We start from the raw sequence: 25,230 nt of genomic DNA on the forward strand, positions 1-25,230 counted from the left end.
CGAACACCCGGCAAAGGCAGCAGCGTGATCTCACCGGCCAGATCGTCGGCCCGGCGGATCGCCGCCCTCCTGACCGGGCTCCTCCTCCTGGTGTCGGTCGCCACCGGGTGCGATGACCGCACCGGTTCCGGGCCGTCCGGGGGCGAGGTCACCGCCATCACCGCACTCGACTACTACACCGACCGAGCCGAACACGCCCAGTGGGGCGAGCTGCTCACCGCGTGCGGCCGGACGGTCGGGGTGCGGGTCGAGCAGACGAGCGTCCCGGGGGCGTCCCTGATCCCCAAGGTCCTGCAACAGGCGTCCTCACGGACCCTCCCCGACCTGCTGATGCTCGACAACCCCGACCTGCAGCAGATCGCCCGGACCGGCGCGCTGACCCCGCTGGACGGCTACGGCATCGACGCCGACGGGTTCGCCCCGGGGATCGTGTCGGCGGGCACCTACCAGGGCAAGCTGTACGGGCTGGCCCCCAACGTCAGCACCGTCGCCCTGTTCTACAACAAGGACATGCTCGCCGAGGCCGGTGTCGCCGTGCCGCGGACCTGGGACGAACTGAAAGCGGCCGCAGCCGCGTTGACCCGTCCCGGACGCTACGGCATGGCGGTCGACGCGAACGCCACCTTCGAGGGCACCTGGCAGTTCCTGCCCTTCCTCTGGTCCAACGGCGGCGACGAACGGCAGTTGGACACCCCCCAGGCCGCGCAGGCGCTCCGGCTCTGGGCCGACCTGGTGAGCAGCGGCTCCATGTCGAAGTCCGTGCTGAACTGGACCCAGGCCGACGTCCACGACCAGTTCGTCGCCGGGCGGACGGCCATGATGATCAACGGCCCCTGGCGCATCCCGGCCCTGGAGCAGGACCCGAACCTGCACTGGGACGTGTCCCCCGTCCCCGTCCCGCGGCTGGGGCAGACCCCGGTCACCCCGCTCGGCGGCGAGGTGTGGACCGTCCCGCAGAGCCCGTCCCGAGCCCGGCAGCAGAAGGCCGCCCAGGTCCTCGCCTGCCTGAACTCCCCGGCGAACATGCTCGCCCTGGCCCAGCAGCACCACACCGTGCCCTCCCGCACCGCGGTGGCCGCCCAACAGGCCGACGGGAACCCGTCGACGGCCGCCTTCGCCCGGACCGTGACGCTGGCGCGCGCCCGCACCGGCGAGCTCGGCGTCGAGTGGCCCAAGGCGGCGACGGGGATCTACACCGCGATCCAGTCCGCGTTGACGGGCGAACAGACACCGGAGGAAGCCCTCGGCCATGCGCAGCGGATCGCCACCGGCCACTGACCCGTCGCCGGTCCGGCGCGGGGAGCGATGGGCCCGGTGGCTGTTCGTCGCTCCCGCCGCGGCGTACCTGCTGCTGTTCTTCGGCTACCCGGTCGTCGACAACGTCGTGATGAGCTTCCGGCAGTACACCGTCACGACCTTCTACACCGGTGACGCCCCGTTCGTGGGCCTGCGGAACTACGCGGCGGTCCTCTCCTCCGCCGACTTCCCCCGGACCCTGCTGACCACGGCCGTCTTCACAGCCGGCTCGGTCCTGGGGCAGTTCGTCCTCGGCCTGGCCCTCGCCCTGTTCTTCCGGCGCCGGTTCCCGCTCGGCGGCGTGCTGCGGTCGCTCATGCTCGTACCGTGGCTGCTGCCGCTGGTCGCCACCGGAACCGCCTGGAAGTGGATGCTCGACCCCGACACCGGGGTCGTCAACGCGGTGCTGCGCGGCCTCCACCTCACGTCGTCCGGCGTTCCCTGGCTCACCGGCACCTCCCAGGCTCTGCTGTCGGTGGTCCTGGTCAACATCTGGGTGGGCGTCCCCTTCAACACCGCGATCCTGCACGGCGGTCTGCAGGACATCCCCCCGCACCTGTACGAGGCGGCGGCACTGGACGGCGCCGGCCGGCTGGCCTCCTTCCGCCACCTCACCTGGCCGCTGCTGCGACCGGCGGTGCGCGTGGTGCTCGTGCTGGGCGTGGTCTACACCGTCAAGGTGCTGGACGTCATCCTGGTGGTCACGGGCGGAGGACCGGCCGGCGCCACCGAGACCGTCGCCACCCAGGCCTACGAACTGTCCTTCCGGCAGTTCGACTTCGGGCGCGGCGCCGCGATGGGCGACCTGCTCATCGCCCTCTCGCTGCTGTTCGCCCTCCTCCACCTGCGCGCCGACCGACGCGCCCGGGCCGTCTGACCGTCCGACCCTCTGACCGTCCGACCTCCTGAGAGGCGATCCCGTGAAACGCCCACCCGGCCGCGGCGGCCCACTGTCCACCCTCGTCGGGATCGTCCTGCTCGCGCTGATGCTGTTCCCCGTCTACTGGATGGTGAACGCCTCCCTCCAGCCGACCGGCAACACCCTGCGCGGGGAGTGGTTCCCGTTCCACCCGGACCTCAGCGGATACGCCACCGCGCTGCGCGACCAGGGGCGCAACCTCGTCACCAGCCTCGTGGTGGCCCTCGGCAGCGCCCTGTTCAGCCTGGCCCTCGCCGCGCCCGCGGCCCACGCGCTGGCCCGGTTCCGCCTGCGCGGCACCAAGGCCGTGCTCCTGGGCATCCTGACCACCCAGGCGGTGCCGGGCATCGTGGTGGCCGACGCGCTCTACGGCGCCTACAACGACCTGGGGCTCCTGAACTCCCGGCTCGGGCTGGTCCTCGCCGACTCCACGGCGGGCGTCCCCTTCGCGATCGTCGTCCTGCACTCGTCCATGCGGAGCATCCCCGAGGAGGTCATCGAGGCCGCGCGCGTGGACGGCGCCGGCCGACTGCGCGTCTTCCGTTCCGTGGTGCTCCCGTTGAGCCGGAACGCACTGATCACGGCGGGCGTCTTCGCCTCCCTCTTCGCCTGGAGCGACCTCCTCTTCGCCCTCACCCTGACCACCACGGACACCGTCCGGCCGATCACCCTGGGCGTCTACCAGTACCTCGGCGCCCACACCAGCCACTGGAACGCCGTCATGGCCACCGCCGTCCTGGCCTCCGTACCCGCAGCCGTCCTGCTCGTCGTCGCCCAGCGCCACGTCACCGGCACCGCCACCGGTGCGGCCGACAAGTGAGATCACCCCCGATCTAGTAGGTTCACGCGATGTCCCGCCCAGAGCCTGCTGGCACGGTGGTACGGAAGGCGCAGCGGTGGGGGCCACCGGTGGCCGACCGACCCGAGAGGACCCCGGTGCCCGCAACTCTCTCCACCGCGCGACTGTCCGCCTCCGACCGGGCGGCGAGCTGGCACGAGGCGGTGTCCCACGCCTTCGTACCGATGGCCGTGGACCTCCTGGAGGAGGTGCCGTCGCCCGGAGCGATCGTCGGCCACCAGCTCGGCCCGGTCCGGATCCTGGAGGTCCAGGCGGGGCCGCAGGTGGTGACGCGCAGTCGGCGCATGATCGCCGACGACGAACCCCCGTCGCTGATCGTCAGCCTGCAGGAGCGCGGCACCTCGCTCAAGGAGCAGGACGGCAGGGAATCGGTCATCCAGCCGGGCGAGTTCTCCATCACCGACACCTCCCGGGTCTTCCGCAAGCGGATCGAGGAGGACTTCGCCTTCACCTCCTTCCAGTTCCCCCGCACGGAGCTGGACGTCTCGGAACGGGACCTCCGAGCACTGACCGCCACCCCCTTCAGCGGCACCGAGGGCAGCGCCGCCCTGGTCGCCACCTACCTCTCCCGGATGGCGCGCGAGGCGCCGGCCCTGGACGAAGCCGTCGGCCGGCGAGCCGCGGCCACCGCGCTCGACCTGCTGGCCCTCCTGGTCGACGACCGCTCCGGCTGCTCCCGCCGGCAGGACCTGCGGAACGCGGCCTCCCTGGAACGGGTCAAGGACCACATCCTGCGCAACCTCCGCGATCCGGACCTGTCGCCGTCCAGCATCGCGGAGGCCACCTTCATGTCGGTCCGCTTGCTCCACAAGCTCTTCGAGCTGGAGAACACCACGGTCAGCGGCTGGATCCGCGCCCAACGCCTGGAACGCTGCAGCCGCGACCTCCTCCGCCCGGTGGCCGCGGAACTCGGGATAGCGGGCATCGCCCGCCGCTGGGGCTTCGCCAACTCCAGCCACTTCAGCCGGGCCTTCCGCGCCGCCTACGGCATGCCCCCCAGGGACTGGCAGGGCGGCGCCAACCCGGCGCGATGACCCTCCGTCGCCCCGCCCGGCGCCCGGCGGCGGGCCGTACTGGCCGCGCTCGCACTGGAGGCCAACCGGGTCGTGCCGGTCGAGCGGCTGCTCGACCTCGCCTGGGACCACGCCCCGCCGTCCACCGCGCGGGCCGCCCTGCAGGGCCACGTCGCCCGGCTGCGCACGCTGCTGGACGTCGGGCTCCGGCTCGACACCCGCGCGCCCGGCTATGTCCTGCACGCCGACCCGGAACTGATCGACGCCCACCGGCTGGAGCTGCTGCTCGACCGCGCCCGGACGGCCGACGGGGACGAGGCCGCCGAACCGCTGCTGCGCGAGGCGCTCGCGCTCTGGCCCGGCCCGGCCCTGGCGGACTGCGGCTCGGCCGCGCTGCGCGAGGCCGCCGCCGGACGCCTGGAGACCCTGCGGGTGGAGGCGCTGGAACGGTTCGCCGAGCACGCGCTGCGCACCGGCCGGGCCCGGTCGGTGACCGAGCGGCTCACCGCCGCACTCGCCGAGCACCCGCTGCGCGAATCGGTCGTCCGCCTCAGCGCGCTCTGCCTGCACCGGGAGGACCGACCCGTCCTGCGGCACCGCTACCTGAGCATGCGCAACAGCTTCGTGGACGACTACGCCGACCCGGAGACCGCCCTCGCCGGGGCCGCCGAAACGGTCGCCGAGGCCCGGGCCGTCGGCGACGGACGGATGCTCTCCCAGGCGCTCAACAATCTGGCCGACGCCCTGCCGCAGGCCGGGCGGGCGGCGGACGGCCTCGCGCCGATCACCGAGTCGCTCGCCCTGCTGGCGGGCGCGAGAGGGCAACCAGGCCCACGCCGAGTTCGACTTCGCCGACGTCATGGGGCAGGTGCTGTACGACCGGGGGCACACCGCCGAGGCCCGCGCCCACTGGGAGCGGGCCCTCGAACTCGCCGCCGAGCAGGGGCGGTTGACCCACCAGGTGGAGCAGGTGAAGGCACGCCTGGCGCGCTGCGGGCCGCCGTGACGGGCGCGCCCTCAGACGCTCCGGGAATGACAACGGACGCGCTCTTATCTTTCACTTAAGAACGTTCCCTAGCGTCCCGTTCATGATGACGCAGCGTGGTGCAGTCGGATCCGTTCTCCTCACAGCCATGACCTTGACGGCCACCGTCGGGGTGGCCGCCGCGGTTCCCGCCCCCGGCAAGACCGCCGCCTCGGTGTCCCATGCCAAGGTGACGGACAATCTGTACATGTCCCTCGGCGCTTTCGAGGATGCCACCTCCGGCGAGGACCTCAAGGTCAAGGCCATGATCGACCGCAAGGACATCGGCGGTGTCCAGGTGGTGGTGCCCTGGAAGGCCCTTGAGGGGAAGAAGGGGGAGTACAAGTGGTCGCGGCTGGACGATGCCCTGACGTATCTCCAGGCACGCCACAAGAAGCTGTTCGTCCAAGTCCAGGACCGGTTCTTCGACGTGGCCGTGAAGGACGCCGGCCTTCCCCAGTACGTGAAGGACGAGGGCGGGGTCGCGCCGACGGTCGACGAGAACCCCGACAACCCCACCACCCACGGCGCCATGGCCGCGCAGTGGAACGCGGAGGTGCGAGCGGACTTCCAGGCCATGCTGAAGGCGATGGCGCAGAGGTACGACGGCAAGCTCGCCGGAGTGAACCTTCCGGAGACCGCGGTCGAGGTGGACACCAAGGAGGATCCGACCGGCTACACCTCGAAGTCCTACATCGACGCCGAGATCGACAACATGCGCTTCGGCAGGAAGGTCTTCGCCAGGACGCAGTTCATCCAGTACATCAACTTCCTGCCGGACGACGACGACCACGCACGCATGAAGGAGATGTTCGACCTCGCCCGGGACAAGCGGATCGGCATCGGCGGCCCGGACACCCTGCCGGACCGGACGTACCAGATGGAGAACTCCTACAAGTTCCTCCACGCGTACAAGGACGCCCTCCCCCTCGTCGCGATGGCCGTCCAGGAACCCGACATCAACGCCAAGGACCCCAAGACCGGAAAGCCGTACACCCGCGACCGGTTCACGGACTTCGCCCGCGACTACCTCGGTGCGCGCCAGATGTTCTGGACCACCGAAGCAGACTGGCTGCAGCGGCCCCAGGCCTGACACCTGCACGAGTGCGGTCACTCGGACCCGCGTGGGCGACCGAGCGCTCCCAGCGGGAACCTCGCGCTGTGATCACCACCCGGCCCGGCCCGGCCCGGACAGCGGCTTCTCCCGCGTTTCAGGCCCGAGGGATGCGTCCCGATTCAGCCCTTGCACCCGTCATTGCCCGAGGACGTGAGCGCCCCTGGACGCCCGGCCGGACCGCAGGTCCTCTCTGAAAAGGCCCCGAACAGCTCCGTACCGGCGTCGAGGACAACCTGCGCAGCCTCGGCGTCGACCGGCTCCCGGTGGTGAACCTCCGCCGGCTCGACTCCGGCCCCGGCCTGCGCCCCGACGGCGACCAGGTGGTCGACCTCGACGACCAGCTCGCGGTGATGACCGCCCTGCGCGACGAGGGCAAGATCGGCGCGATCGGTCTGAGCAGCGTCACCCTCGACGGCCTTCGCCGCGCCCTGCCCGCGGGCATCGCCTGTGTGCAGAACGCGTACAGCCTCGTCTCGCGCGACGACGAGGACATGCTGCGGCTGTGCATGGCCGAGGGCATCGCCTGGGTGCCGTTCTTCTCGCTCGGCGGGTCCTTCCCGGGCCTGCCCAAGGCGACCGACGAACCGGCGGTGCACGCCATGGCCGAATCCCTGGGCGTCACACCCTCCCAGGTCGGCCTCGCCTGGCTACTGCACCGCGCCCCCAACGTGCTGCTCATCCCCGGCACCGCCGACCCCGCTCACCTGGAGGCCAACACGGCCGCCGGCGGGATCACCCTCGACGCCGCCGCCCTGGCCGCCCTCGACGCCGTCGAGTCCCGCTCCGCCGAAGTCCCCATCGGCTGACCAGCCCCCCGACCACGACGGAATCATGAAGGCCATCGTCTACCGCGACAACGGCGGCCCCGACGTTCTTCGCCTCGTCGACCGCGACCTGCCCGTGCCCGGCCCCGGCGAGGTCCGCGTCCGGGTAGCCGTGTCCGGGGTCAACCCGACCGACTGGCAGGCCCGCTCCGGCTCCGCCCATGCCAAGCAGTTCGCCGAGGTCACCCCGCACCTGGACGGCGCCGGCGTGATCGACGCCGTCGGTGAGGGAGTCGACCGGAGCCGGGTCGGCCAGCGGGTCTGGTTGTTCATGGCTGCCGCCGGGCGGCCCACCGGCACCGCAGCCGAGTTCACCGTCGTACCGGCCGAGCGGGCCGTGCCACTGCCCGACGAGGCCGGCTTCGACGTCGGCGCCGCACTCGGCGTCCCCGCGCTGGCCGCGCACCGCGCGCTCACCGTCGCCGAGGACGGCCCGCGCCGGCTGCGGCCGGGGGCCCTGGACGGCGCGGTCGTGCTCGCCGCAGGCGGGGCGGGGGCGGTCGGGCACGCCGTGATCCAGCTCGCCCGCTGGGCCGGCGCGACCGTGATCAGCACGGTCAGCGGAGCGGAGAAGGCCCGACAGGCCACCGCCGCCGGCGCCCACCACGTGGTCAGCTACCGACAGGGGGATCCGGCCGCCGAGATCCGCAGTTTCGCCCCGGACGGCGTCGACATCGTCGCCGAAGTGGCGATCGGCGCGAACCTCGCACTGAACCTGGCCGTGCTGCGAACGCGCGGCACGATCGCCACCTCCGCCAATGACGGCGGCAAGCCGGTCGAACTGGACGTGCGGCACAACATGGTGCTCAACACGCGCCTTCAGTTCCTGGTGCTCTACACGGCCGGTCCGTAGGCGCGCACCGCGGCCGCCGAGGACATCGCCGCCGCGGTCCGCGACGGCGCCCTGCCGGTCGGCGAGGAACACGGTCTGCCACTGACCCGCTTTCCGCTCCACCGCACCGCCGACGCGCACCGCGCGGTGGAGAGCGGCACAGTCGGCAAGGTCCTGGTGGGCATCACGTCCTGACGCCACGGTACGCCCCTCGCCCCACCTCGCCGTGACGGCGGATCCCGCCGCAGACCGGCGCTGTCGGCCGGCGGCGGCCTCGGCCGGGCGTTGATCACCAGGCTGCCCGGGGCGATGCCTGATGCGAGGTCAGGTCCGTGATCGCGTAGACGGTCGGGCGGCTGACGGTACCCTCCCCGCGGCGCCGGACACCGCAACATCGCGGCCGGCATCCTGCACGCCTCCTTCGAGCCCTTCACCCGCCCGCTCGACCTGTCGGGCATCGCCTGACCGGCGCGACCACAAGATCACAGGACTTTGCAACGCCCCTGATGAGAGCCCTGAGGTGTCCATGTGGGAAGGTACGGGGCGATCATGAATCCTAGGGGGGGTGGGTCAGTGCGTACCCGTCATTGGGCGGTGGCCGGCGTTGCTCTGGCGATTGTCGGTGCGGCCGCGTGCTCAGCCGAGCCGCAAGCCCGTCCGAAGGCCGGTGCCGGTGCGGGCTCCGACCATGCCTCGACGGGCCGGCTACGGAACGGCCTGCTCACCATGGATCGTCTTCCCCGGGGGTTCCAGCTCCTCACGGAGGAAGTCAACTCGACGACGACCGGGGCTCCGCACACCCGGTCGCCGGTCGCCATCGCGTCGATGCCGTGCTCCGAACTCGGCGTCCTACGCCGAGGGCGGGCCACGAGACGGCGGGCCGCTGGCCGTCTACTCCTGCTGGAACACCCGCAACCAGCGGTTCAACCTCAGCACGGACGGCACCATCCGGGCCGGCTCCTACTGCGTCTCCACCGTCGGCAACGCCAACACCAACGGCACCCAGATCACCCTCGCCAACTGCGACGGCAGGCCCACCCAGCAGTGGTCCATGCGACCGGACGGCCGCATCATCAACCAGACCACCGTCACCGGTGGCGACCCCAACACCGGCCGCTGCATCGAGCTGAACAACTGGCACACCGAACAGGGCACCCGGCTCGACATCTGGGACTGCCCGGGCCTCTTCGACAACAGCCGCTGGACCCTCCAGCCCGAACGCACCCCGTAACCAGTCAGCCACCTCCAACGGTGCACTGACATGACTCGCGCAGGGCGAGGCTCCGATGATCCCGGAGCCTCGCCCTGCGCGTGTCGGGCCGCGTGGCACCCGTCTGGCACAGGGCAGGGACGGCAAGCCGCCCGACTGGAAGGCGAGCTGACGGTACTGCGAGGTCGCACGGCACTGCGACGGGCACGCCTGTGGCCGGGTCCGTCCCCTGTGCGGACCCGGCCGGGTACCCCTGGCGGGGCGGCTGAGGTGGGGTGGTCAGGCGGTGTGCGGTGGTTCGCCCGGGAGGTGGGAGGAGCAGGACGGGACGCCGTCGAGCCAGGCCGGGCCCTGGACGTAGATGTTGCTGATCCAGCTGTTGTAGTCGGGCAGGAACGACCAGGCGTTGTTGGTGACGCCTTCGGCGGTGACGGTCTCGCCGCGGTCCTGGCAGAGGATGCGGACGTGGGTCGGGCCGGGGAAGCTGTGGGCCCGCGCGCTGGTGGTGGAGGGGTCGGTGTGGGTCCAGACGTCGGTACCCCAGGTGGAGAAGCCGCCGGCCGAGGGCCGCGGTGCGCCGCCGCAGTCGGGGACGCCGTCGAGCCAGGCCGGGCCCTGGACGTAGATGTTGGTCACCCAGGCCTTGTAGTCCGGCAGGTAGGACCAGACGTCGTTGGTGATGCCCTCCGCCGTGACCGACTCCGCGTGCTTCTGGCACCCGATGGTGATCCGCGTCGGGCCGCCGAGCTGCGCGGCCCGTGCGCTGGTGGTGGAGGCGTCCGTGTGGGTCCACACGCCGGTGCCCCACGTGGAGTAGGCGCCGGTGGGCGGTCCGCCGCAGTCGGGTATGCCGTCCAGCCAGGCCGCGCCCTGGACGTAGATGTTGGTCACCCAGGCCTTGTAGTCCGGCAGGTAGGACCACGCGTCGTTGGTGATGCCCTCCGCCGTGACCGACTCCGCGTGCTTCTGGCAGGCGATGTTCACCTTCGTCGGCCCGCCGAACTGGACGGCGCGCGGGCTGGTGGTGGAGGCGTCGGTGTGGCTCCACACCTGGGTGCCCCAGGTGGTGGCGTTGCCGGAGGTGCCGAGGGCGGAGATCCGGATGGCGCCGCGGTACTTGTGGATGTCGTGGCTGGAGAAGTCGGACACCATGAGGTGGGTGTCGGACTCGCGGGCTTCGACGATCTTCCCGTCGCCCAGGTACATGGCGACGTGCTCCGTGCCCCATTCCAAGAGGTCACCCGGCTGGAGCGGGGCCAGGCCCTGGTCGGCGGTGAAGCGGGCCGCGGCGGGGACGGTGGTGAAGATGCCGTCGACGTCCTTGCGCCCGATGAGGTCGTAGCCCGCGCTCTGCGCCCAGGCCCAGCGGACGAAGCCGGAGCAGTCGAACCCCTTGCGTTGGGGGTCGTGCTGACTGCGGACGGGGTCGGTGACGTCCACCATGCCGTACGTGGCGCCCGGGGTGTCGCCGTGGCCGCCGCCCCAGGTGTACCAGGTGCCGGCGGCGACCTGGGAGCAGGCGGCCTGAACCGCACGGCGCGCCTCCTCGGTCACGTCCCCGTACGGGACGCAGCCGGCGGCGGGGTTGGGGCGGGGTTTGGGTGGAACGGGGAGTTCGGGGCCTGTGGCGCCGAGCAGACCGCTGCCGAACCTGGTACCGAGGATGGTTGTCCAGTTGACGGGCCCGCAGCACCTGCGGTCGTCGCCAGCATCCCCGTAGTGACTGTGGATCCACTTCGCCTCGTCGGACTTCGTCGAAAGGGGACCGCCTCCAGCGCAGACCGCGTCGCGGTCGGCGCAGAAGTCGATGGTCCGGGGGGTGATGTCCGGCGGAAGGAAGTACGAGTCCCCCAGCGAGCCCCTAACGCTGCTGTCCGACACCCTGGTCCACCGTTCTCCGGTGTCAGGATCCACATACACCCCGTAACTGGCGTTGCCGGGGGTGTTCGGGTCCGCGATGAGGAGTACCTGGGCGATGGCGTCGCGTTCTTGGCGCGTCAGTTCGTCGATGGCGGTGTGGACCGCGTCTGCGCCCTGTGAGTAGGCCACGATCCCGATTCGGATACCGGGACACTTGGCGATGCGGTTACGGACCACCTCCTTCAGCTGCACCCTCCCGGTGTTCATCGATTTCGAGTAAGTGAGGGTGATCTGGCTCCAGAAGCCGGGATCGGCGGCCGGGTACGGCAGCGAGTAGTAGGCGGTATCCGTACCGCCGAGAGAAGTGGTCCGAGCGGCCTCGACGAAGCGGTCGATGGTTCCGCCCATGTGGAACGAACCCGGCGGCGCATCCCGCAGTCTCTCGCTGTTCTCCGTGGAGCCACGTGCGCCGATCACGAGGTACTTGGAGCACGCGGGAAGACCCGGATCCCACTGCTCCGCATCGGTCGGATGGCCCTTGTCGTCAACCGCGGCGAAGGCCGTCGCCGGTGCCGCCGCGAGGGCGACGACCAGACCGATCAACAGCGCCGCCCAACGGCTCACGTGGCATCGGGTTCTCTTCATCAGGGCTGCACTCCTGGGAATCGAGGAATCAGGGTCAGCAGTGGTTGACCAGTCCGCTCCACTGGGAGACGCTGCCGGTGGTCAGGTACCAGTCGTTGACGTAGCCGTCCGTGGTGTCGCCGGAGGCGTCCGGGTGGACGTAGAACCAGTAGTGGTCGCCGTGGCCGTCGGCGTCGCCGGCTCCTTCGGTCCAGCAGTAGAGCACCACGCGGTTGCCCTGGAGGTAGCGCGGTCCCCAGACGCCGCCCGTGTAGTTGGGCTCCTTGTGGATGTCAAGGTAGGAACCGGGGTTGAGGCCGGTGACGTAGGCGCAGTACCAGCGGTAGTTGGGGTCGTTCGGGTCACAGCGCTCCGGGCCGCTCAGCGCCGAGGCGGGCGAGGCGCTGCCGAGGCCGAGCGCGGTGGCGGCGAGTGCCAGGGCTGCCGCGGTGGCGGCGCGGCGCAGGCGCGGGGTGCGGGTGGTCTGCTTCTTCTGGATCCGCATGACGGGGATCTCCTCTCGTGGGGAGGTTCGGGACGGGACTGCGCGGGTGCTGCTCCGCGTCGTCTGAACCGACCCTAGGGAGGGCTGGCTTACCGATGGCTTACCGGTTTCCGTACGGCCGGTGAGCCATCGGTGAGCCCGGGTGAACCGCCGTCAGCCTTCGTGCGCCAGGGAGTCGCCGGAGCCGGCGGTCAGCTCGCGGGCCTCGGCGAGGGCGCGGGCGGCCGACTCGGGCAGCCCGGCGGCCTGGTAGGCGCGGCCGAGGGTGCGCAGGGCGGTGGCGAGGAAGGAGCGCCAGCCGCGGGCGCGCCAGACCAGGACCGACTCCTCGAGGTGGGCGATGGCGGAGGTGTGGTCGCCGGCCGTGAGGTCGAGTTCGCCGAGGATGCCGAGGGCCTGGGCGAGGTGGTGGCCCATGTCGAAGCGGCGGGCGATGGACAGGGCGGCTTCGGCGGTCGGGCGGGCGCGGGTGTCGCCGGTGGCGGCGTGGATCGCGGCCAGGTAGAGGAGGGAGAAGGCCTCGGCGTAGGAGTCCTGGAGGGAGCGGGCCATGGCGAGTGCGTGGGTGAGCAGTTCCAGTCCGCGTTCGGGTCGGCCGGCTCGTCCGTGGGCGGCGCCCAGGAACTGGATCGCGGTCGCTTCGAAGCGGGTGTTGCCGATCAGCCGTGCCAGCCGCAGGGTCTCGGTGAGGTGCTCGATGGTGCGGTCGAGGTCGCTCTCGCTGTGGGCGACGGCGATGGCCTGGTGGGCGCGGGCCCGGCCGCCCGGGTGGTCGTGGGCGGTGGCGAGGTCCAGGGCGCGGTGGGCGGTGGCCAGGGCCTCCTGCTCGCGGCCCTGGGCCGCCAGGCTCCAGGCGGCCAGGACGAGGGCGTCGGCGCTCCCGCGTGGTTCCCGTACCTGTTCGAAGAGGCGCAGCAGGTGGTGGGCGCGGTCGTGCAGGGCGACCATCGTCTGGGTGCCGTCGGCCGGGGTCGTCCAGGTGGTGACCTCGATGAGGCCGCGGGTGAGTACGGCCGCGCCGCGGTGGTCGCTGGCGGCCCGGCAGGCTTGGAGGACGGTGAGGTTGGTGGTGCGCCAGTCGTCGTAGAGGCCTCGGACGTCGCAGTACTTCTCCTGGCAGGCGGCGAGGTCCCAGGCGGCGGGCACCATGCGCAACGTGGTGGCTTGCCGGGCGCTGGTGTTCAGGGCGGGCTGCTCGGTGTCGAACCAGGCCATCGGGTCGTCCAGGAGCGTCGCCGTGAGGGTGGGCGGCAGTGGGTGGCGGGGGGCGGGGCCGTGGATGGGGGCGAAGCACGGACCGGGTATCTGGTCGGCGGCCCGCTCGGCCAGCCAGAGCCAGGCGCCGAAGGCCCGTTCGAGGGCGGCGGAGCGTTCGGTGGGGTCGTCGGAGGCCTCGGCGTGTTCACGGGCGTACAGGCGGACGAGGTCGTGGAAGCGGTAGCGCAGGTGGGGTTCGGTTCCGGTTTCCTGGAGGAGTTGGGCGTCGATCAGCTCCTCCAGGTGCCGCTCGGCCTCCGCCACGGGGATGTCGGCCACGGCCGCGGCGGCCCAGGACGCGAAGTCGGGCGCGTCCAGCAGGCCTAGCAGGCGGAAGGTGCGGCGGACCGGTTCGGGGAGGCGGGCGTGGCCGACGGCGAAGCCGGCCCGTACGGCCAGGTCTCCCGCGGTCAGTTCGTCGAGGCGCCGCCGTTCGTCGTGCAGCAGGCCTGCGAGCCGGGCCAGGGTCCAGCGCGGCCGGGCGGCCAGGCGGGCCCCGGCGATGCGCACCGCCAGCGGTATGCCGCCGCACAGTTCGGCGATCCGGGCGGCGGCCACCGGCTCGGCGGCGACGCGGTGGTCGTCGAGGATGCGGTGCAGGAGCGTCTGTGCGTGAGCGGCGTCGAGTTCGCCGAGGTCGACGAGTCGGGTGCCGGGCAGGGCGGTCAGTGCGGCGCGGCTGGTCACGATGACGGCGGTGGGGGTGGTGGGGGTGGTCGGGGCGATGGTGGTCGAGGTGGGACGGGATGTGGGGTGGCCTGGGGAGAAGTGTGCCGGAGTGCCTGGGAGCAGCGGCCTGAGCTGCTGTTCGTCGGCGGCGTTGTCGAGGAGGACGAGGATCCGGCGCCCGGTGAGGAGGGTGCGGTACAGGGCGGAGCGCTCGTCCAGGGAGTCCGGGATCTCCCGGGCGTCGGCGCCGAGGGCGCGCAGGAAGGCGGCGAGGACGCGGGCGGGGTCGGCGGGCGACGCGTCGGCCCCGCGCAGGTCCGCGTACAGCCGGCCGTCGGGGTAGTCGGCGGCGGCGCGGTGGGCGGTGTGGACGGCCAGCGCTGTCTTGCCGATGCCGCCCATGCCGGTGATCACGGGTACCCGGCCGTCGGCCAGGGTGTCGAGGACGAGCCGGATGTGGTGGTCTCGCCCAGCGAAGTCCGGTAAATCTGGCGGAAGTTGGGAGGGAACGGGGGATCGTCCGGGGCCGGTCGGCAGGCCCTGGTGGTCGTGGGCGAGCAGGGCGAGGAAGACGTTCTGCACCTGCGTGCCCGGCTCGATCCCGAGCTCGTCGGAGAGCCTCCGGCGCAGGGCCTGGAAGCGGCGTAATGCCTCGGCGGCCCGGCCGTCCGCCGCCAGCAGTTGCAGCACGGCGGCGTGCACGGGTTCGTCGAAGGGGTGCTCCTCGGCGAGCGACGTCAGGGCGGGGAGGGCGCTGCGGGGCTCGCCGGCGGCGAGTGAGCCCTGGGCCAGGGACAGCGCCGCGGTACGGACCACGCCTTCGACGGCCGTCACCAGGGGGTCCTCGCGGTTCACCCGCTCCAATCCGGCCAGGACGGGTCCTCGGCGCAGCGCGAGCGCCTCGGCCAGGGCGTCGGCGGCGGCGAGGGCGCGGAAGCGCCCGAGGTCCACCGCGTCCGGCCGGGTCGCCAGCCGGTAGCCCTGGGCGTCGGACTCCAGCACCACGGTCTCGTCCCCGAACCGCCCGAGCCAGGTGCGCAGCCGGGACATCCCGGTGTGCACCGCGCCGCGGCCGATCCGGTCCGCCTGCCCGGCCCAGACCAGCTCCAGCAGGCGTCCGACGGGGAGCTGTTCCCCCTCCGCGAGCAGCAGCGCCCCCAGCAGGCCTCGTAGGACGGTGGCCCTCGGCAGCGGCTGCGGCGTCGAGTCCGCGGCCACGGTCAAGGGCCCCAGCAGGCCGAACGTCATCCTCATTCGCTTCAGTCCCCCCAAAGCTCACGACCACGCCGCGGCCCGGTGGGGCCACCCGGTGGGCAGAGGCCGTCGGCCGCAGCGTGATCATGACATTGGTGCGGGCACTGACTCAACGGCGCCGCCCGGGTGCGGGCTGTCGGACGGTCAGGCCGTCAGCCGCCGAGGCGGTTGGTGATGCCGGACAGGGGCTGGTGCGCGGGCGGGACGACGCCGGGGAGCGGGCCGTTCTCGGGGGCGACGTTGCTCGGGATCGGACCGCCGTAGGGGGCCACGTTGCTCGGGAACGGACCGCCCTCGGGGATCACGTTGGTCGGGAACGGGCCGCCGTCAGGTGCCACACTGGTCGGGATCGGACCGCCGTCGGGCGAAACCCCCAGCCCGATGGGACCGTCTTCCGGGCTCATGCTCGTCGGGAACGGCCCACCCGCCGGAGAAACCACCCCCGGCATCGGCCCGCCGGCGTGCGCCGTACCGGCCGCCAGGAAGGCCACACCCGCCGCCGCCACCACGACCACAGCCCGCTTGATCGCCTTGCCACTCATCATCGGTCCCCCTCCGGAACACTGTTTCGTGCACCGCCAGGCCGCCCCTGCGGCCCGGTCATGCCATCAGCAAAGCCGATGGCAGGCTGATAATCGAACGTTTCGATGAAATCCGAATTCGATCACGAACGCACCGGGGGGTCATGTGATCAGGATCGAACTCTCTGCCGATGCCGTGGCGCGCACGCGCTTCGCCATCTCCCCGCTGTACCAGGCCATGAACCTGCTCTTCGCCCTGGGCCGCCATCCGCAGGCCGTCCCGCTCGCCTGGCGGCGGCAGGCCCGGAAGGTGATCGCGGAGCGGAAGCTGTGGCTGCTGTCCGCCCTCGCGATCAGCCCCTACGGCTACACTCCCGACTTCCTCACGCCCGAGCCCTCCGCCTACCGCTGCGCCGTGGACGGCGAGTTGCACCTCGTCGCGACCACCGCCGCCGCCCGGGTGCGCGGTGAGATGTCCGTGCTGCTCACCGGACTCGCCGCCAGCGAGATCCCGGCCCGCTCGCCGCACCACCTGGTGCTGCACGCCCTGGACCGGGGCGAGGACCGGTTCGCCGACCGGGTCGCGGTCGAGCTGCACGAGTTCTGGACGGAGGTGTTCCAACCGCGGTGGCCCGAGGTGTCCGCCCGGCTGGAGCGCGACATCGACCGCCGCGCCGCGCTCACCGTCCGGCAGGGCTTCGCCGGCATGGTCAACAGCCTGCACCGCCAGCTGTCCTGGGACGGCGACGCACTGGTTGCCGGCCGCGCCGAGCCCGTCGGCCTGTGCATCAGTCCGCCGGGTCTCGTCCTCGTCCCCGGGACCTTCCCGCCCGGCCTCATGCTCTCCCTTGACACCACCGATTCCGACGCCGCCGATTCCGACACCACCGACTCCCGTGCCGCTGACTCTGGCACCGCCGACGAACGCACCTGCCGAAACCCCGCCCTGGTCTACCCGGCGGCCGCCGACAACCCGCCCGACGACAGGCGCCGGCGCAGCCTCCTCGGCAACTCCCGCACCACGCTGCTCACCCACCTCACCCAAGCGCGAACCACGACCGAACTCGCCGACCGTACCGGCCTCAGCCCGAGCACCGTCTCCTACCACCTCCAGGCCCTCCATCGCGGCGGACTCGTCCGCCGCACACGCCGCTCCCGCCACGTCTTCTACCAGGCCGTCGGTGACCTGCGGGAACTCCTGTCCTGACGGTGCGACCGCAACACGGGACGAGTCCGGTGACCCCCGCTATCCCACCTCAAGCGGGCGTCCCCACGCTCCAACCTGCACCGTCGACAGCTGCCCGGTACCCGATGGCGTCGGCATGTCCAGGGCTTGGCACGACCTGAGGCCCGTGATGGCCTCTGGCCCTCGAGCCGCCCCAGGCCAGCAGCGCACGGCGGAGCGCCATCGGGCTGGATAGGCGTGGAAAGGGCCCCTGGGCCCGGTTCCGGCGGCAGCCGGAATTCCATGACGGGACGTACACGTGGCGTCGTATCGTCGCGTGGTTCCAGAGCATGCGTGCCCTGGCCTCCGGGTCCGGGGCCAGCACGATCTCGCAGGTGCACTCGGCCATGCGGGAGCGCGGCGGTTCGGACAGGGGGATCCGGCGGATCCGGATCACAAGACGTGCCCGGTCAGGGAGTGCAGGCGTGCGGCGACCTCGTCGACCCGGGCGGACGGCGAACTGGTGAGGGTCCGCTTCAGCCCGCGGTAGCGCTCCCGCTCCTGCTCGTCGGCCTCACCGGCCACAATCCTCATCTCCAGCATGACCAGCAGCGCCCGGACCTCGTCCGCCCGCTGGGAGTACGGGGTGTCGAGGCCGAAGAGCTCGGACAGCACCGCGTCGTCGCCGCTGCCGTACACCACCCGGTCGTAGAGGTCGGTTCCGACGACCTCGGGGGCCTCGTCGACGTCGGGGCCGGGGAGGCGGATCAGTCCCGCGGGGTCGGCTGCCTGGCAGATGTACGGGCTGTGGGTGGTGACCAGGAACTGCACCAGCGGGAAATGCTGCTTGAGCCACCCCCCGATGCGCTTCTGCCAGGACACGTGCAGGTGCGCATCTATCTCGTCGATGATCACGACGCCGGGGACGGTCACGACCGGGTGTCCGCTGTCGCGTTCGACGCGGAGGGCGCCGTAGGTGTCGTGGAGCTGCTTGAGGATGTCGACCACGAGCGCGGCCACGGTCCGGTAGCCGTCGCTCATCTCCCGCAGGGCGAACGACCGGCCGTCGTGGGCGACCCACAGGCCGTCGGAGTCGACGTCCCCGATGGTGTAGTCGTCGGGCAGGAGGTCGTCGCCGAGGATCTCCAGCGCGGTGCGCTTCAACTCGGCCGCGCCCGGGCGGTTCTCGAGGGAGCGCAGGTGCTGCTCGATGAGCCAGCTGACGCCTTCGGCGAGGGAGGCGTCCTCGTGGAAGAGGCTGGTCAGCCGGGCGACGGGACCCGAGCCCGCCATGCGCCGCTGGACCTCCCCCGAGCCTCCGGCGAGGCGGCGGAGCGGCCCGTAGCCCGCGCAGAACCAGCCCACCGGGTTGTCCGCCCACGGCCCGCGCTGAGCGGCGGTCGGCGCCTTCTTGTACGCCACCGGGCTCAGGGCCGGCTGGGCGTGCCGACCGGCGGGGGTGGCGACGTCGGGCGCGGTCCACTTCAGGCCCGCCCAGAACGCGCCGGCCGGCGGCCGTCCGGTGGTGAACCTGTCCTCGGCCGGGTCGTGGTGGAGGCAGACCTCCGCGATCGCCTGCGACTGCCCGTCACTGATCCACGAGTCGAAGCCGGTCACCAGCCCGCGCGCCGCGCTCGGGCCGCTGACCGCCAGGGCGACGGCGCGCAGCAGGGTGGACTTGCCGGACCCGTTGCGCCCGGCCAGCACGGGTCCTCCCCGCACCCGCGGGGTCAGCCATGCCCAGCGCTGTGACTCCTACCGACTCGTCAGGACCAAAGCGACAGGCCACCGCAGTTCCTGACCACCGGTGTCACCGTTCCCGGATGCGCCACCACCAGCGCCCCGCCGTCCATTCGCTCACCGGACCCGGGTTCGGAAGAGTCCGCCGCTCGAATTCGACATCGATCCGCTCCGTCCGGGTTGCCTGAACGCCCACTCAAACCGACTCAGAGCATCAGCAACCGCGTTCGACCACAGGTATTCGTCCTCAACACGGCGCACAGCTGCTCGGGTTTCGAGCGGATACGCCCGGAATCCGACGGACCGGCACATGCTTGCACGGCTGCCAACGCTCGGCGCGGACAGCCTTCGGGCGCCTACGCGGCATCGCCCTTTCGGATCAGAATCATGTCGGGATTCTGCCACGGCCCGCGTCTCCGTAGGCAGGGTCAACAGACTCGGTCACGTTCCTGTCATAGATCCCCACCTGGGGCCATCAGAGCCGTACCCCTGGGGCCAACAAGCGTCTTCAAGGTCAGCGCAGTCTTCCCCTGCGGTCCGTGGTGCTGCACTGCCCGGTGATGTCGTCGAGTAATTGCCAATTCCTGTGGATAGCTGAACCACGGCGGCGGGTCGGCGGTCTGGATGCTGTGGCAGCGGGTCGGTGATGCCGCGTTCGGTCGTAGCTGTCAGCCGGCTGCCAGGATCTCCACACCGTGCGCTTCGAGTTGCTCGACGACCGCGTCGTGGGGGTCGGCATCGGTGATCAGTCCGCTGACCTCCTCCCAGGGCAGGACGCGGTACCGCGAAGCTGTGCCGATCTTCTCGGAGGAGGCGAGGATGTAGGTGTCCGCGGCCCGCGCGGCCAGGGCGCGCTTCATGGCGGCCTCCTCGGCGTCCGCGGTGGTCAGTCCCGCCTCGGGGTGCACGCCGGTGACGCCGAGGAGGCAGAGGTCGGCGGAGATGTTCTGCGCTGCCTCGACCGCGGCCGCGCCGCAGGCGACCGCCGAGTGTTTGAAGACGCGGCCCCCGAGCAGGAAGAGCTCCGCCTGCGGGTGGTCGAGCAGGGCGACGGCGATCGTCGGGCTGTGGGTGATCACGGTGCAGGCCAGGTCCCGCGGGAGCGCGTGTGCGACGGCGAGGGCGGTGGTGCCGCCGTCGAGGATCAGCGCACTGCCCGGCCGCACCAGAGCCGCGGCCACGGAGGCGACCTTCCGCTTGCCGTCCGGGGCTACGCCCTGCCGGGCGGCGTAGTCCACGACCGCCGGCGAGACGGGAAGCGCGCCACCGTAGACCCGCTGGCACAATCCCTCGGCGGCGAGATCGCGGAGGTCTCGCCGCACGCTGTCCTCGGAGATTCCCAGTTCGACGGCGACCTCCTTGGCGACGATCTTGCCCTGGCGGGCGAGCAGGCCGATCAGGTGGTCGCGCCGTTCAGCAGCCAGCATCCGCATTCTCTCCTGTTCTTGCACGTTTCTGCATGTATCCTAGCGCCTGTGACCGACGAGCCCCTGCTCATCGACGCGGCCGAGATCCCCCGCCGCACCCCACAGGAGGCCCCATGACGAACCGCCCCGGTATCGACACCCCCGACCACCGCGGCCGCACCGGCCTCGACCAGGCCGGACGCGATCTGAACCGCAACCCCGACATCCGGGTCCGCGACGTCGAGCTCACCTCCCAGGGCTGGCACGTGCTGCGCCGCACCACCTTCGACTACCGCCGCCGCGACGGACGCTGGGAAACCCAACAGCGCGAGACGTACGACCGCGGCGACGGCGCCGTCGTCCTGCCCTACGACACCCAGCGCCGCCGCGTCCTGCTGACCCGTCAGTTCCGCTACCCCGCCTACGTCAACGGCCACCCCGACGGCATGCTCATCGAAGCCGCCGCAGGACTGCTCGACGCGGACGACCCGCCCGCAGCCATCCGACGCGAGAGCGCCGAGGAGCTCGGCGTCACCCTCGGCCCGCTCACCCATGTCCTCGACGCCTACATGAGCCCCGGTTCCGTCACCGAACGCCTCCACTTCTTCGCCGCGCCCTACACCCCGGCCGACCGCACCGGGACCGGCGGCGGACTCCAGGAAGACGGCGAAGACATCGAGGTCCTCGAACTGCCCTTCGCCGAGGCCCTCGCCATGACCCGCGACGGACGCATCACCGACGGCAAGACCATCATGCTCCTGCAATGGGCGGCACTCGACGGGCCCTTCGCCCCCGCAGCGGGCGACCGCTGACATCGCGGCCGATCCGCTGGGTCCCCGCCTCGGCGCCGGAGGCCTGGCGGCGGCAGCAGGGGTGAACAGGCGGGCGCAGGCGCGCGGTTCGGGTCGGATCTTACGGACGTACCACGGCACTCACGAATGAGTAGCCGTACTCATGCGGCGGCCGGGACGGTTCGGCGAGGCTCTACCCGTCCTCACCAGCCGACTCCCCCGGAGCAATCCGCCATGACCGCAGCGCACGTGTCCTCCGTCCTCCGGCCCCTGCCGGTTCGGCTGGCGCAGGCCGGGGCCTGGCTCTGGGCCACCGCGCCCTTCTACCTCCTGGTCATGCGGCCCCGTCACGCCAACCACCTGCCGCCGCACGAACAGTGGGGCGCAGCCGAGGAGGAGACCTCCGAACTCAACACGCTCGCCGCCGGGTTCATCGCCTTCCTGGTCCTCGGCATCGCGGCGGCCGCCGTCCTCCTCTGGGTCGGCACCGCCGTCCACCTCCGCCAGGGGTCACGGAAGGCATCGCCCCTCGTCGTCGTCACCGCGCTGGGCACAGCCTCCGTGGCCCTCATCGGCGCCGACCAGGTCTTCCACGGACTGCTGGATGCCCGGGCCCTCGGCATCCTCGTCCCGCTCCTGTCCGTGACCGCGGCCGCCCCGGTCGTCGCCCTGCGGGCCAGCAAGCTGCAGCACTTGCCCGCTGCTGGGCGCCGCTGAGCCGAGGGATCACGCCCAGGGCGGCCCGCCCGTGCCCTCCGCCCACAGGGCGAGTGCCCGCCGGTCGACGGCGCGGATGCCGACCTGCGCGCAGAACGCGGCGGCGGCCTTGGTGAACGAGCTGGTCGTCACCACGGCGGCCAGCTCGCAGCGGTGCACGTCACGGTAGGTGCCGTTGACCTTCTGGACGTCCTGCGAGCCGACGAACGTCCGCGGCCCGTACCGCTTGGCCTGGATCAGGATCCGCTGCCCGGCCGGGGTGGTGGCCAGCACGTCCGCCGCGAGGTCCCCGGCCCCGCCGACCACCGACACCTTCGTACAGCCGTCCCGCCGGCACAGGTCCGCCAACGCGTGCTCGAACGCCTTCGGGCTCATCGTCAGGAACGGACCGATGTGCCGCAGCTGCGCCGCCCGCGCGTCCAGCTCCCGCTGCCGCGCCCGGACGCGCGTGCGCAGCACGGCGACGGCCGCCCCGGCGCCGACGAGGAGCAGCGCGGCCAGCAGCAGCAAGTGCTGGGCCAGCCAGTGCACCACCACCGAGGCCAGCACGAGGACGATCACGGCCGCTACGCCGAGCAGCAGCGCGTTGTCCCGCGCCTGCCGTGCACGCCGGGCCCGGCGCGCAGCGGTCGACCGGCGTCGCCGGACAGGTCCACGGGCCACGGCACTCCCCCTTCGAGCCACAGTGTTCGTGCGAGCGTAGGAGCGGGAGTCGATCCGCCGCCTGCGATCTCGGTGAATTCCGCTGGCTACGGGACCGAGTTGACCGGATCTCGGCGGCCGACGACCGAACACGTGGTGCTCCGCAACACGGTTCCGCCGAGGCCCTCCAGGTTCAGGTTCGCGTCGCGCTGGGCCGTGCCGTCACGCCTCAACCGGCGCCGCTCATCGGCGAGTGGAACACTCCAGCGTCCAGAGGAAGTGAGCAGCTCAGCCCGAGCAAGGCTGCCGTCGCCCCGCCTCGGCGGTGCTCGTCGCGGACGGCGCGCACGGCGAACCGGACGATGCCCGGTTCGGCATCACGGTTCCGGGAACACGGCCATCGGCTCCGCGCCGGGGCAGCACACGGCGTCCTCGTCGGCGACGGCCTTCAAGCAGCCCTCGCACAGCCAGTCCGGGTCCGGGAGTTCGGCCGCGGAGACGGAGACCTCGTTGTCGCGCACCAGGAGCTGCCAGGTGTCCCAGGACTCCTCCCCCTGGGCGTCGATCGTGCCGTCGGCCACGTGGTCGAAGGTGAAGTCCTCGAAGCCGGGCTTGCCCTGGGCGTGGGCGCCGGGCTTGAGGAAGTGGTCGATCAGGTAGGTCATCCACTCGGGCGCGTCGTAGAACTTCTCGACCTCGCTCCACTCGATCGCGGCCCCGTCCGCCGTGGGCACCCACTGGCACCAGAGGCCCGGCTGGCCTGCCGGAGGACTGTTGTAGTCACGGATGTCGGCATCGTGGCCCTGCCCCGCGTGGCCGGTTCCGTCGACGAAGTAGGGGCCGTTGCCCCGGTCCATGCGCCGGGTGCCGGCGACCTTCCGCAGGTACGCGGCCTCGGCCGGGTTGAGCGGCGGAACGATGGCGACCTGCCCGGTGAAGTCGGTGGTGTAGCCCATGCCGGGGATGCCAGTGCTCTGACCGCTCACGTTCGCCGGGTTGGTGTGGGAACACATGGGAAGGGCGGAGACGTCCGGTGCGACGCATGGCCCGCTTTCCGACACGCACGGGAAGAAAGTTGTGGGCCGCTGTCGATCCGGCCTGGTCCCGTTCGACGTCGTGATGTGGGGCGCTCGCCGCACGATGACGCGACAGGACCTGACGAGGAACACGTGGATCAACTGCTGAGAGTCATGAACTTCAACATCTCCAGTGACGGAATCGGTGCCGGTGAGCACCAGAGTCTGGAGCGGCCGTTCGGCCACGACCATCCCGAGAAGCTGTTCGCCTGGGCCGGAGCCACGGCGAGCTGGCCCATGCGCACGGATCCCGGAGGGAGCCGGGGCCTGGACGACTACTTCACGCGGGACTTCGCACGCAACATCGGTGCCGAGATCATGGGCCGCAACAAGTTCGGGCCCCAGGGCGGGCCCTGGCAGGACCACGAGTGGCGCGGCTGGTGGGGCGAGGAACCCCCGTTCCGCACACCGGTGTTCGTCATGACCCACCACACGCGTCCCTCGTTCACGCTCTCCGACACCACGTTCCACTTCGTCGACGCCGACCCGGCCACGGTCCTCGAACGGGCGCGGGAAGCGGCGCAGGGCAAGGACGTCCGGCTCGGCGGCGGGGTCGCCACCATCCGGCAGTTCCTCGACGCCGGCCTCGTCGACACCATGCACGTGGCCGTCTCGCCGCTGAAGCTCGGGTCCGGACTGCGGCTCTGGGAGTCTCCCGATGAACTGCTCGACCGGTTCCACCTGGAGGTCGTGCCCAGCCCGAGCGGCGTGACGCACCACCTGTTCTGGCGAAGGTGACGCGAGGAGCCACCCGAGTTCAGGCCCCACCCGAGTTCAGGCCGCGACCGCGAGGGGGCGTCCGCCTCAGCGGACGCCCTTCTCGCTGCGGATGCGCGCGCGTTGCGTGCATCCGGCAGCCAGGACGTCGCGGTGGCGGGCGTTGACATTGCGCCGGCGCAGGTAAGCGTGCAGAGCTCCGGCGCCGTTCACGCCGCCTCACGGCGTCCGGCAGGCTGGTCGGTGCACGGGTGGGACGGCCGCGACAGGACTGTCCCACCCCCCGGAACACGGGCGTACTCCTGCCACCGACGGCCTCGGTCTCAGCATGAAACGGAGGGGCCGTCCGATCCTGCGGTGGACGCGTCGTCGAGGGGGATCGCGGCGACGGTGTCCCAGCAGATCCGCCAGCCCGAGACGTCCGATCCGTCCACCGGCACGCGCCGCCAGTACACCTCGAGCAGCTCGATCCGGCGCACCGTGAAGGGCGCGTGGCCGGGTCGGACCCGGTGGACGACCTGCGCCACCTCCTCGGTGTCGAGGTCCGCGGCGGCGTACCCGGCGGACATGTGGAGGACGCCGAGCGGGTAGGCGGTGGAGTCCGGGCCGGAGACCCGGTGGATCGCGGAGCGGGCCCGGTGCTGGAGGTCGGCGAGTTGGTGGTCGGGGTGGAGGTCGAGCCGTACGCCGGTGCGATAGGCGAGCGGTGATCCCGCCTGCAGGACGAGTGGCCCGGCTCCGGCGACGGCGGCGCGCAACTGCTCGGCGAGGTCGCGGCGTTCGGCGTCGCCGATGGCCTCGGCCGGCACGTGGGTGAGCATGTCGAGGGTGATGTGCGCGTGGCCGTCGGGTACCGGGACGACGGGGAAGCCGGCCAGGGACTTGCGCAGGTCGGCGAACAGGGTGTGCAGGGCCGATCCCGCGGAGAGGTCCGGCAGCGCGTACACCTGGAGGACGCGCAGGCCCTCGGGCCACGGTTGCCGGCCGAAGGTGGGGTGGAACGCTTTCACTGCCGCCTCCTCGTTGCGGGGATCGGTCGCGCTCGATCGTCACGCTCGATCGGCGGGCCCGGTCGTCACGCTCGATCGTCGGGCCCGCCCCGGCGGGGAGCCCGCGGCAATCCTGGCGCATCAGGCCTGCGCGGTGTGCGGTCGAGCCGCCGGGTCACCCGATCGTGCCGACTGACGGTGCG

Annotated in this window: 21 protein-coding genes and 3 pseudogenes; 14 read left to right on the forward strand and 10 right to left on the reverse strand. The window is 71.8% G+C overall.

The window, feature by feature from the left end:
- Positions 1-24 precede the first annotated feature (24 nt).
- The 10 genes and pseudogenes from ACFVXG_RS30245 to ACFVXG_RS30290 all read left to right on the forward strand — a co-directional run bounded on the left by ACFVXG_RS30245 (position 25) and on the right by ACFVXG_RS30290 (position 9,115).
- Complete coding sequence (locus ACFVXG_RS30245) at positions 25-1,278, forward strand: extracellular solute-binding protein (RefSeq protein ID WP_387931863.1); 1,254 nt, start codon at positions 25-27, stop codon at positions 1,276-1,278.
- Positions 1,250-2,173: a carbohydrate ABC transporter permease gene (locus ACFVXG_RS30250; protein WP_387931865.1), complete on the forward strand. Its 924-nt coding sequence runs from the start codon at positions 1,250-1,252 to the stop codon at positions 2,171-2,173. Before ACFVXG_RS30245 ends, ACFVXG_RS30250 begins: the two co-directional genes overlap by 29 nt.
- A 43-nt stretch (positions 2,174-2,216) precedes the next feature.
- Positions 2,217-3,035 (forward strand): carbohydrate ABC transporter permease, encoded by an 819-nt coding sequence (locus tag ACFVXG_RS30255; RefSeq protein ID WP_387931867.1) that lies wholly within the window; start codon positions 2,217-2,219, stop codon positions 3,033-3,035.
- Between the two features lie 116 nt (positions 3,036-3,151).
- Positions 3,152-4,108: a helix-turn-helix domain-containing protein gene (locus ACFVXG_RS30260; protein WP_387931869.1), complete on the forward strand. Its 957-nt coding sequence runs from the start codon at positions 3,152-3,154 to the stop codon at positions 4,106-4,108.
- Between the two features lie 36 nt (positions 4,109-4,144).
- Positions 4,145-4,276: pseudogene (locus tag ACFVXG_RS30265) on the forward strand (winged helix-turn-helix domain-containing protein); the annotation flags it as partial.
- 3 nt (positions 4,277-4,279) lie between these two features.
- Complete coding sequence (locus ACFVXG_RS30270) at positions 4,280-5,152, forward strand: BTAD domain-containing putative transcriptional regulator (protein WP_387931932.1); 873 nt, start codon at positions 4,280-4,282, stop codon at positions 5,150-5,152.
- 68 nt (positions 5,153-5,220) lie between these two features.
- Complete coding sequence (locus ACFVXG_RS30275) at positions 5,221-6,204, forward strand: hypothetical protein (RefSeq protein WP_387931871.1); 984 nt, start codon at positions 5,221-5,223, stop codon at positions 6,202-6,204.
- A 224-nt stretch (positions 6,205-6,428) separates the two neighbouring features.
- Positions 6,429-7,034, forward strand: a pseudogene (locus tag ACFVXG_RS30280) (aldo/keto reductase); the annotation flags it as partial.
- Between the two features lie 25 nt (positions 7,035-7,059).
- A complete protein-coding gene (locus ACFVXG_RS30285) occupies positions 7,060-7,905 on the forward strand; it encodes an NADPH:quinone reductase (RefSeq protein ID WP_387931873.1) in 846 nt (281 codons plus the stop codon).
- 667 nt (positions 7,906-8,572) lie between these two features.
- A complete protein-coding gene (locus tag ACFVXG_RS30290; protein ID WP_387931875.1) occupies positions 8,573-9,115 on the forward strand; it encodes a ricin-type beta-trefoil lectin domain protein in 543 nt (180 codons plus the stop codon).
- Positions 9,116-9,373: 258 nt separating this feature from the next.
- Here ACFVXG_RS30290 and ACFVXG_RS30295 read toward each other — a convergent pair whose 3' ends face one another.
- The 4 genes from ACFVXG_RS30295 to ACFVXG_RS30310 all read right to left on the reverse strand — a co-directional run bounded on the left by ACFVXG_RS30295 (position 9,374) and on the right by ACFVXG_RS30310 (position 15,808).
- A complete protein-coding gene (locus ACFVXG_RS30295) occupies positions 9,374-11,599 on the reverse strand; it encodes a cutinase family protein (RefSeq protein ID WP_387931877.1) in 2,226 nt (741 codons plus the stop codon).
- A gap of 34 nt (positions 11,600-11,633) precedes the next feature.
- Positions 11,634-12,083: a hypothetical protein gene (locus tag ACFVXG_RS30300; protein WP_387931879.1), complete on the reverse strand. Its 450-nt coding sequence runs from the start codon at positions 12,081-12,083 to the stop codon at positions 11,634-11,636.
- A 153-nt stretch (positions 12,084-12,236) separates the two neighbouring features.
- On the reverse strand, positions 12,237-15,263 hold the full coding sequence (locus tag ACFVXG_RS30305) for a BTAD domain-containing putative transcriptional regulator (RefSeq protein ID WP_387931880.1): 3,027 nt from the start codon (positions 15,261-15,263) through the stop codon (positions 12,237-12,239).
- 152 nt (positions 15,264-15,415) lie between these two features.
- A complete protein-coding gene (locus ACFVXG_RS30310; protein WP_387931882.1) occupies positions 15,416-15,808 on the reverse strand; it encodes a hypothetical protein in 393 nt (130 codons plus the stop codon).
- Positions 15,809-15,980: 172 nt separating this feature from the next.
- Between ACFVXG_RS30310 and ACFVXG_RS30315 the strand changes: the two genes are divergently transcribed.
- On the forward strand, positions 15,981-16,991 hold the full coding sequence (locus tag ACFVXG_RS30315; RefSeq protein ID WP_387931884.1) for an ArsR/SmtB family transcription factor: 1,011 nt from the start codon (positions 15,981-15,983) through the stop codon (positions 16,989-16,991).
- 411 nt (positions 16,992-17,402) lie between these two features.
- Here ACFVXG_RS30315 and ACFVXG_RS30320 read toward each other — a convergent pair whose 3' ends face one another.
- Both ACFVXG_RS30320 and ACFVXG_RS30325 read right to left on the reverse strand, forming a co-directional pair.
- Positions 17,403-18,656, reverse strand: a complete 1,254-nt coding sequence (locus ACFVXG_RS30320; protein WP_387931886.1) for an AAA family ATPase — start codon at positions 18,654-18,656, stop codon at positions 17,403-17,405.
- A gap of 701 nt (positions 18,657-19,357) precedes the next feature.
- Entirely contained in the window at positions 19,358-20,116 is a 759-nt protein-coding gene (locus ACFVXG_RS30325; protein ID WP_387931888.1) for a DeoR/GlpR family DNA-binding transcription regulator, read from the reverse strand.
- Between the two features lie 113 nt (positions 20,117-20,229).
- On the opposite strand from ACFVXG_RS30325, the gene ACFVXG_RS30330 reads away from it, so the two are divergent.
- A complete protein-coding gene (locus ACFVXG_RS30330) occupies positions 20,230-20,907 on the forward strand; it encodes an NUDIX domain-containing protein (RefSeq protein WP_387931890.1) in 678 nt (225 codons plus the stop codon).
- Between the two features lie 213 nt (positions 20,908-21,120).
- Positions 21,121-21,603 carry a hypothetical protein gene (locus ACFVXG_RS30335; protein ID WP_387931892.1) on the forward strand — a complete coding sequence of 161 codons (483 nt, stop codon included), beginning with the start codon at positions 21,121-21,123 and terminating at the stop codon, positions 21,601-21,603.
- Positions 21,604-21,612: 9 nt separating this feature from the next.
- Here ACFVXG_RS30335 and ACFVXG_RS30340 read toward each other — a convergent pair whose 3' ends face one another.
- Together ACFVXG_RS30340 and ACFVXG_RS30345 are read right to left on the reverse strand one after the other, a co-directional pair.
- On the reverse strand, positions 21,613-22,266 hold the full coding sequence (locus ACFVXG_RS30340; protein ID WP_387931894.1) for a restriction endonuclease: 654 nt from the start codon (positions 22,264-22,266) through the stop codon (positions 21,613-21,615).
- Between the two features lie 356 nt (positions 22,267-22,622).
- On the reverse strand, positions 22,623-23,201 hold the full coding sequence (locus ACFVXG_RS30345) for a hypothetical protein (RefSeq protein ID WP_387931896.1): 579 nt from the start codon (positions 23,199-23,201) through the stop codon (positions 22,623-22,625).
- A gap of 213 nt (positions 23,202-23,414) precedes the next feature.
- Here ACFVXG_RS30345 and ACFVXG_RS30350 point away from each other — a divergent pair, with 213 nt between their 5' ends.
- Positions 23,415-24,059, forward strand: a complete 645-nt coding sequence (locus ACFVXG_RS30350; RefSeq protein WP_387931898.1) for a dihydrofolate reductase family protein — start codon at positions 23,415-23,417, stop codon at positions 24,057-24,059.
- A gap of 66 nt (positions 24,060-24,125) precedes the next feature.
- Here ACFVXG_RS30350 and ACFVXG_RS30355 read toward each other — a convergent pair.
- A pseudogene (locus ACFVXG_RS30355) lies at positions 24,126-24,236 on the reverse strand (integrase); the annotation flags it as partial.
- A 125-nt stretch (positions 24,237-24,361) separates the two neighbouring features.
- On the reverse strand, positions 24,362-25,048 hold the full coding sequence (locus ACFVXG_RS30360) for a 2'-5' RNA ligase family protein (RefSeq protein WP_387931900.1): 687 nt from the start codon (positions 25,046-25,048) through the stop codon (positions 24,362-24,364).
- Positions 25,049-25,230 lie beyond the last annotated feature (182 nt).

It is taken from the genome of Kitasatospora sp. NPDC058162, from assembly GCF_042884005.1.
GTDB lineage: Bacteria > Actinomycetota > Actinomycetes > Streptomycetales > Streptomycetaceae > Kitasatospora.